Source organism: Bacteroidales bacterium (assembly GCA_018334875.1).
Taxonomy (GTDB): Bacteria; Bacteroidota; Bacteroidia; order Bacteroidales; family UBA12077; genus JAGXLC01.
This window is the reverse complement of record JAGXLC010000178.1, coordinates 1-8,325: the sequence shown is the minus strand read 5'-3', so window position 1 is coordinate 8,325 and position 8,325 is coordinate 1. Positions and strand designations below refer to the sequence as shown.

At 40.4% G+C, this 8,325-nt stretch carries 7 protein-coding genes; 4 read left to right on the top strand and 3 right to left on the bottom strand.

Annotated features, from left to right (window positions below; genetic code table 11):
- A partial coding sequence (locus KGY70_13400) for a hypothetical protein (protein MBS3776184.1) occupies positions 1 to 732 on the bottom strand: 732 nt, incomplete at its 3' end.
- Between the two features lie 690 nt (positions 733 to 1,422).
- Between KGY70_13400 and KGY70_13395 the strand changes: the two genes are divergently transcribed.
- Entirely contained in the window at positions 1,423 to 2,556 is a 1,134-nt protein-coding gene (locus KGY70_13395) for an ATP-binding protein (protein ID MBS3776183.1), read from the top strand.
- A gap of 153 nt (positions 2,557 to 2,709) precedes the next feature.
- Here the strand turns inward: KGY70_13395 and KGY70_13390 are convergent, their stop codons facing one another.
- Positions 2,710 to 4,464, bottom strand: a complete 1,755-nt coding sequence (locus tag KGY70_13390) for a glutamine--tRNA ligase/YqeY domain fusion protein (protein MBS3776182.1) — start codon at positions 4,462 to 4,464, stop codon at positions 2,710 to 2,712.
- Positions 4,465 to 4,625: 161 nt separating this feature from the next.
- Between KGY70_13390 and folB the strand changes: the two genes are divergently transcribed.
- From folB to KGY70_13375, 3 genes are all read left to right on the top strand, one after another.
- Positions 4,626 to 4,979, top strand: a complete 354-nt coding sequence (gene folB / locus KGY70_13385) for a dihydroneopterin aldolase (GenBank protein ID MBS3776181.1) — start codon at positions 4,626 to 4,628, stop codon at positions 4,977 to 4,979.
- Positions 4,980 to 5,163: 184 nt separating this feature from the next.
- Positions 5,164 to 5,508 carry a hypothetical protein gene (locus tag KGY70_13380; protein MBS3776180.1) on the top strand — a complete coding sequence of 115 codons (345 nt, stop codon included), beginning with the start codon at positions 5,164 to 5,166 and terminating at the stop codon, positions 5,506 to 5,508.
- 61 nt (positions 5,509 to 5,569) lie between these two features.
- Positions 5,570 to 6,172, top strand: a complete 603-nt coding sequence (locus KGY70_13375; protein MBS3776179.1) for a PorT family protein — start codon at positions 5,570 to 5,572, stop codon at positions 6,170 to 6,172.
- 18 nt (positions 6,173 to 6,190) lie between these two features.
- On the opposite strand, the gene rnr is transcribed toward KGY70_13375, so the two are convergent.
- Positions 6,191 to 8,281, bottom strand: coding sequence for a ribonuclease R (rnr, locus tag KGY70_13370; GenBank protein MBS3776178.1), 2,091 nt, complete (start codon positions 8,279 to 8,281; stop codon positions 6,191 to 6,193).
- Positions 8,282 to 8,325: the final 44 nt, after the last annotated feature.

Genomic DNA, 8,325 nt, shown 5'->3' with positions numbered 1-8,325 from the left:
AGTACCCCCATAATAAGCATCGAAATGAATATAAAAATCCAATTCAGCAGAAGTCTTTTCCTCATTTATACGGATATCTTTTATCTCTTCCATCAATAAATTGAAATAATCAAAAGAATCCAGGAAATCCGTGATCTTCTTTTTGACAAGTTCACCCTCTTTTTTCCTCCCTTTTGAATCAACATAGTTTTCATCATCAAGATATAGAAAATCATAACCTCCATTCATAACATCTTCCGACTTATTCATCATAGAAGTTAAAAGATATTCATAAGCCTCCTCGATATCTAACCCGGGATTTGGATGAAATTCTTCATAGATGAAATGGGATACCATTCCTTCTATTTGGATATCATCCATCTCCTGATTAAACAGCTCTTCGGTAATGAACCGGTAGAGTTCTTCATCCTCTACCTCACAAATGGTATCCAGTATAATGTTCTTTTTATTCATAATATTTGTCAATCGCTTTAACTCAGCAGTCAATTCAGAGGCTTTAATTTCATTAAATGGTATAAAACCAGGTTTTCCTAAAAATTCCCAAAGGGTAGTTCTTTTACCCTGATTGAATTGTTCCTCGAACTTTTCAATGTGTTTTAACCATTCCGCTTCAATATCAGGTGGAAGATTGCTATGGTTAGAAAATTTCGCTCCATACTTCTTTTCAATCTCCCGTTTTTTGCGTTGGTTATTATCCTTCTTTTCATTATTCTCATCTTTCTCGTAACTCATGATTCCGCTTGTTAAATTTAAAAAAAACTATCAGGATGCAATCCATTGGTTATGAATTATAAAAACCGCATCCTTCAACAATGAATTGATAAATCTAAAAATTTACTGATTTTCCATTAGTCTGGTTCTCATAATAGACCATTGGAAGTACATTGATTTGAATAGGCTTTTGATCCATGAAAAAATTTTGTACAAAATACAAAAAAATTTGTTATCCGGCAACTTAGCCTAGACCATTCATAAATCCCGCTTAGCGGGAAAGTTTATGAATGTGCGATGGTTTGAGGGAAGGATCCAAGCTCGCCTGCGCGAAGCTTCGGGCGCCTAGGCTAAAGCTTCAGCGACAGCGTGCGGAGCAGGCAACCCCGCACTAGAAAAACTAGCTTTTTGCGAAATGTATTGAAGCAAAAAGCCAGGTTTTTCAATAGCGTCAGAAACCCGCATCCACCGAGTTTTGCCACAAGAAAATAATTAAAATGCGGGTTCCATAGTGATTTATCATGTAAAATATGAATGATGCAAAAGTATAAATTGAATGCATAAAACCTTGTTAAATCTTTTTCAACAATGAATTATATTGAATAATTCGGATTAGTTCAGAATAAATAAATCATATTTAAAAATTTTGGCTTAATTTTTGAATCATATTTAAAAATTTTGGCTTAACTTTTCAACAAATAAAATATTATCATGTATTCCAGAGATATAGAACTTCTAATCAAGAAATATTTAAACAGTAAGGAAATCATCATCATCTATGGTGCTCGCCAAACGGGTAAAACTACCCTGTTAAACAAAATGTTCTCGGGTGATCAAGATGCATTGATCCTCAATTGCGAAAGGCCCGATATAAAAGATATATTGGAAAATATGGATCTCAGCCAATATCGTCTATTATTCCGGAACAAGAAAGTAATTGCCCTTGATGAGGCCCAAACAATACAAAATATAGGCAAAATCCTGAAACTAATATATGATTCTCCGGAATTTAATCATAAGATCATTGCAACAGGTTCAAGTAGTTTTGATCTTGCCGGTAAGATTTCTGAACCCTTAACCGGAAGGAACATCAAATTCAGGATATTTCAGTTATCATATAATGAAATTGCTGAAAACAAATCATGGTTGTGGTGCATGGAAAATATGGAAGAACTCCTGATATACGGATCTTATCCTGGTATAATAGACAAACCAATCACAGAAAAGGAATTAATGCTTAGCAACTTAGCCTCCGATTATTTGTATAAGGACATATTTGAACTGGAACAGATCAGAAATCATAGTATTTTAAGAAAGCTGGTCAAAGCCCTTTCCTGGCAAATCGGTTCGCAAGTGTCATACAATGAAATTGCCAATATGATTGGTACTTCAATGAAAACTGTTGAAAAATATATTGACCTTCTTGAAAAATCATTTGTGGTATTCGGACTATCATCATTTAACAAAAACCTGCGGAATGAAATAAAAAAAAGCAGGAAGTACTATTTTTACGACAATGGTATAAGAAATGCCGCGATAAGCAACTTTTCACCTCTTACAAACAGACAGGACAAAGGTGCTTTATGGGAAAATTTTTGCATGAGCGAAAGAATAAAATACAATTCAATCCATAATCCGTTAGTAAATGTATTCTTTTGGAGAACATACGATGGTGGGGAAATTGATTTGGTTGAAGAAAAAAATGAAAGGATATATGCATTCGAATTCAAATATAACCCGAAATCAAAAGTTAAAATTCCGAAAAGTTTTGTCAATGCATACCATCCTCAATTGTCCCAAGTGGTTACGTTGGAAAATGTTCATGAATTTCTGATGAAGAGCTGAAAATGAATCCATTTCCTCCAGGCTTTATTACCGGCGATTTAAATACCGGGACCAATGATAATATGGACCTGGGTGGATAAATGGTAACACTGGCTCGCATTATTTCCCCGTAATTGTAGGGAAGTAGGCCGTACGTCCCTCCAAGATAAGATTTTATTTATTCTTCTGTTTATTTTTCTGTTTCTTTGGTTGCTGTTTCTGCTGCTTTGCGATCTTTGCCCACGTATCCTTTAATGTGACTGTCCGGTTGAAAACAAGCTTTTTGTTGGGATCGCAGTATCTGTCCACACAGAAGTATCCTTTGCGTTCAAATTGAAATTTGTCTTCCGGTTTGGCATCTTTTATAAAAGGTTCCAGCATACAGTTTCCCAAAACATGCAGTGAATCAGGGTTAAGGTTTGACCGGAAATCCTTACCTTCTTCATCTACCTGATCGGGATCTTCATTCATGAAAAGGCGGTCGTACTGCCGCACTTCAACCGGTACGGCATGCCTGGCCGAAACCCAGTGCAATGTTCCTTTCACTTTACGGCCGTCAGGGGACTGGCCTCCACGGGAAGCCGGATCATAACTGCATCGTATTTCTGTTATATCTCCAAATTCATCTTTGACCACCCCTTCACAGGTAATAAAATAAGCGTATCGTAACCTGACCTCACGGCCGGGTGCCAGCCTAAAAAACTTTTTCGGTGGGTCTTCCATGAAGTCATTGCGTTCAATGTAAATCTCGCGGGAGAAAGGCACTTTTCTGGTGCCCATACTTTCATCTTCAGGATTGTTTACCGCATCCAGCTCCTCTTCCTGATCTTCAGGATAATTGGTGATGACCACTTTTATTGGATCCAGCACGCCCATAACACGCTGTGCTCTCTTGTTAAGATCCTCCCGCACACTGCTTTCCAAAAACGCCATATCAATGATGTTATCACGTTTGGCAATGCCAACCTTCTCAGAAAAATGGCGTATGGAGGCAGGGGTATAACCTCTTCTTCTTAACCCGGATATAGTAGGCATCCTGGGGTCATCCCAGGCATCTACCGTACCATCCTCAACCAGTTGAAGCAATTTTCTCTTACTCATAACTGTATAACCCAGGTTGAGCCTTGCAAATTCGATCTGTTTAGGTCGGTACTCCCCTTCGGCAATATGGTCCAGAAGCCAATCATATAAAGGACGATGCACCTCAAATTCCATGGTGCACAAGCTATGGGTGATGCCCTCTATATAATCGCTCTGTCCATGTGCCATATCATACATAGGGTAAATACACCACTTGTCCCCGGTTCTGGGATGTGCTACGTGACGGATCCTATACAGAACAGGATCGCGGAGATGCATATTGGGCGAGGCCATATCGATTTTAGCCCTGAGCTGATAACGCCCTTCAGGAAATTCCCCTGCCTTCATCCTGCGGAAAAGATCCAGACTTTCCTCAACAGGGCGGTCACGGTAAGGACTTTCTTTACCCGGTACCGTCGGAGTGCCCCGGGTATTTTTTATCTCTTCAGGGGTTAATTCACACACGTAAGCCTTCCCTTTTCGGATCAGTTTCTCCGCAAATTCATAAAGTTGGTCAAAGTAATCCGAAGCATAATACTCACGGTCCTCCCAGTCAAATCCAAGCCAATGAATGTCTTCCTTAATTGAATCAATATATACCTGTTCCTCTTTCAAGGGATTGGTATCGTCAAAACGAAGATTGGTTTTGCCGTTATATTTCCATGCCATGCCAAAGTTAAGGCAAATGGATTTTGCATGTCCGATATGTAAAAATCCGTTCGGTTCGGGAGGAAAACGGGTATGGATCCGGCCCCCGTTTACGTTGTTTTTGATATCCTCCTCAATAATCTGTTCTATAAAATTCAGTGACTTCTTTTTTTCTTCCTCGTTATTCTCATTGTTTCCCATGGATCAAAGGATTTATCATTCATATAATAACTGATTGCGGATTACAAAATATTATTTAATGACCATAGCAAAAGAATGTTAATTTTGTATCCAGCCATGCAAAATTATTCGATTTTATTGAATAAATCATTTACAGCATCATAAATCTTAACAATTTTTCAATTATGGGAATGATTCAGCTTGAAGATATGGAGTTTTACGCATTTCACGGTCATTTCAAAGAAGAGCAAATCGTAGGGAACCGTTTCCTGGTGAACCTGACCCTTCATACGGCCATGAAAAAACCCGCGCAGAGCGATGATTTAAATGATGCAGTCAACTATCAGACCGCCTATGAAGTCATTCAACAGGAAATGGAGAAAAAATCCCATTTGCTGGAGCATATTGCAGGTCGGATTCTGGATGCCCTTTATCATCATTTCAACACCATTGAAAAAGCCACAGTCAAAGTTTCAAAGATGAATCCGCCGATGGGAGGAAAAATGAAGTGTGTGAGTGTGACCATGGAGAAATAGTCCCGGCAAACATTTTGAAGGGAATTTCTGTTTATCTGATAAATGTTGTCGAAAGCGCATAAATGGCAATCATGATTCAAACTGACTAACCAAAAGGGCGATTTTCCGGAAAATCCCTGCTTAGCTTGACAATTTGATAGATTTTTCGTATTTTGCTCCATTTTAATCAAACAGGTAATTTATTATGATTCAAGAATATGGTTTTGGGAAAATGGTTATTAATGGCGTAACTTATCAAAAGGATGTCATAATAACCAAAGAGGAAGTTATACCGGAATGGTGGCGCAAAAACGGCCATCAATTGCAGCTTGAAGATATCAGGGAAGTATTGGAAAACAATAAGCCAGAAATACTGGTTGTAGGGAAAGGCCAATTCGGCATGATGAGTATTGCTTCGGATATAACAGATTATTTACATAATAACAATATATCATTGCAACATAAAAAGACGGGGAAAGCAGTGCAGATCTTCAATAAACTTTATCATGAGGGGAAAAATGTAGTGGGGGCTTTTCACCTTACCTGCTGATGATAAGGAATAACCGGTATAATAAACTGTCCTTTTATATATATTTCTGTCAACCCGGATTATGAAAAAAGCAATCCTTGTAATAGTGCTTACAGGCATTTTGCTTCCGGCATGGGGGCAGCGCTTTCATGGAGGACCCATGTTGGGATTGACAGCAACACAAATAGATGGTGATAATCTGGGAGGATACAACAAGCCGGGTATCCGTGGAGGAGGCTGGGTCAATACTCCGGTCTCAGCAAACCTTATCTTACAACTGGAACTTGAATTCATACAAAAAGGCAGCAAAATATCCCAGAACAAGGTAAAGAGTCAGAAGTATTATCATGCCCGGCTGAATTACCTTCAGGCACCCGTATTGGTCCAAACATCACTCATGAGCAGACTAACCGGTGAGGCAGGAATAGCAGGAGCTTACCTGGTTGCTTCATTGGAAGACACGGATGGAGGTGGTTTCCTTGAAGCCGACCCTCCTTTCGATCAGTTTGAACTATCCGGACTCCTCGGTTTGAATTACGAGCTAAGTGAACATTTCAATGCCAACGTCAGATTCAACTATTCTCTGTTACCTGTCAGGCCCCACCCGGCCGGCCAAACCCGGTGGCCTGATCTTGGCCAATACAACAATGCCATGCTGTTTTCGCTATACTACAGGATCGACTGACGGAGCCTTCTCCTGGGTTTACTCCAGCATCAGAAAATCGATTTGCTTCTTCTCCAGGTCGGCACGGATCAATTTTACCCTTACCGGATCGCCAAGCTGGTATTTTTTCCCGGTGGACTGGCCTATGATACGATAGTTGCTTTCATCATGAATGTAGAAATCGTCATCAATATCCCTTATGTGAACCAGCCCCTCGCATTTGGAATCATTCAGTTCAACAAATATCCCCCACTCCATCACACCGGAAATTATACCTTCAAAAACCTCTCCAATTCTATCCTTCAAAAATTCCACCTGCTTGTACTTGATGGAAGCCCTTTCGGCATTTTCAGCCAGCTTTTCCATGTCCGATGCATGTTCACACATATCTTCAAATTTCTTTTGGGGTGCCGATTTCCCATCCTCCAGATAACGGCTCAGAAGACGGTGTACCATCATGTCGGGGTATCTTCGGATGGGTGAAGTAAAATGGGTATAATAATCAAAAGCCAGGCCGTAATGCCCGATATTTTTTGTTGAATATTCTGCTTTGGCCATACTTCGAATGGCCAGGGTTTCGATCACATTTTGCTCTTTCCTGCCCTCTACCTTTTCCAGCACTTCATTTATGGAACGGGTGATGGTCTTATTGTTCTTCATGTTGATGGAATAACCGAATTTTTCCACGAAGTCGGCGAAAGTTTCCAATTTATCCTTATCCGGTTTGGCATGAACCCGGTAAACAAAAGTATTGGGCTTTTTGCCCTCCGGAACATTCCCTATGTATTCGGCCACTTTCCTGTTGGCCAAAAGCATAAATTCCTCAATCAGCTCATTGGATTCCCCATGTTCCTTAAAATAAACGCCGGTCGGCGATCCGATCTCATCAAGCAAAAATTTCACCTCTACCCTTTCAAAAGCAATGGAACCATGTTTAAAGCGCTCATCCCTTAACTTCCGGGCAAGCTCATTCAGCTTGAGCATCTCATCCCTGAATTCTTCCCTCTGACGATCAATAACTTCCTGGGCTTCCTGATAGTTGAAGCGCCGATCGGAGTTGATGAGGGTTTTACCAAACCACTGATCGAGCACGTTGGCTTTATCATCCATTTTGAATACCGCGGAAAAACAAAGCTTATCCTCATTGGGACGGAGCGAACATACATTATTGGATAACTTCTCAGGCAACATGGGTACCACCCGATCGACCAGATATACCGAAGTACCCCGTTCAAAGCCTTCCTGATCCAGAATGGTATTCGGCTTCACATAGTGGGTAACATCGGCAATATGAACACCTATTTCCCAAAGTCCGTCCTTTAGCTTTCTCACGGATAAGGCATCATCAAAATCTTTGGCATCTTCGGGATCGATAGTGAAAGTGCGGACATCCCGAAAATCCCTTCTTGCATTATATTCTTCCTCAGGTATATGATTCGGGATTTCACTTGCAGCATTTTCCACGCTCTCGGGGAAGTCATAGGGAAGATCAAACTCGGCTAGAATGGCATGCATTTCCACCTCGTTATCTCCCGGATCGCCTAATATTTCAACTATTTCGCCAAACGGATTGTTGACTTTCTCCGGCCAGTCAGTGATCCGGGCAATGGCTTTCTGCCCATTCCTTGCATCTTGCAACTTCTTCAAAGGAATAAAAATGTCATAGGGTACCCGCCGGCTCGCGGTAACAAGAAAGGCAAAATTTTTGGAACGCGAGACGGTACCTACAAACTGTACCTTGGCTCTTTCAAGAATCTGTATCACTTCACCTTCCAGGGCCTTATTCTTCTGATGTGCAAACAGACGTACGCGAACCTTGTCGCCGGGTAAAGCATGGTTCAAATTCTTCCCGAAAATATAAACCTCATGATCTATTTCATCCGATATCAGATAACCTACCCCTTCGGAAGTGAATTCAATCCTTCCTTCCAGAATGCTTGTTTTTAACTTGATCTTATATTTCCCCGTTTTTACCTCATCCAGATAATCCTTACGCTCCAGCTCGGCAAGGGTGTCCATAACCAGCCTTCTTTTATGTTTGTTTCTTATATTCAACTGACTGGAAACCTGTTTGTAATTATATGATTTTGTGGGATGCCTGTTGAAAAATTCAAGCACCTCTTCTGTCAATCTTTTCTTTAGTTTGGCTTTCGACTGTTTTTTGCTCTTACTCT

Bases quoted from the DNA above. Each gene is read 5' to 3' on its own strand.
- KGY70_13380 (MBS3776180.1), top strand. From the start codon at position 5,164: ATGATTCAAGAATATGGTTTTGGGAAAATGGTTATTAATGGCGTAACT.
- KGY70_13375 (MBS3776179.1), top strand. From the start codon at position 5,570: ATGAAAAAAGCAATCCTTGTAATAGTGCTTACAGGCATTTTGCTTCCG.
- KGY70_13395 (MBS3776183.1), top strand. From the start codon at position 1,423: ATGTATTCCAGAGATATAGAACTTCTAATCAAGAAATATTTAAACAGT.
- KGY70_13390 (MBS3776182.1), bottom strand. From the start codon at position 4,464: ATGGGAAACAATGAGAATAACGAGGAAGAAAAAAAGAAGTCACTGAAT.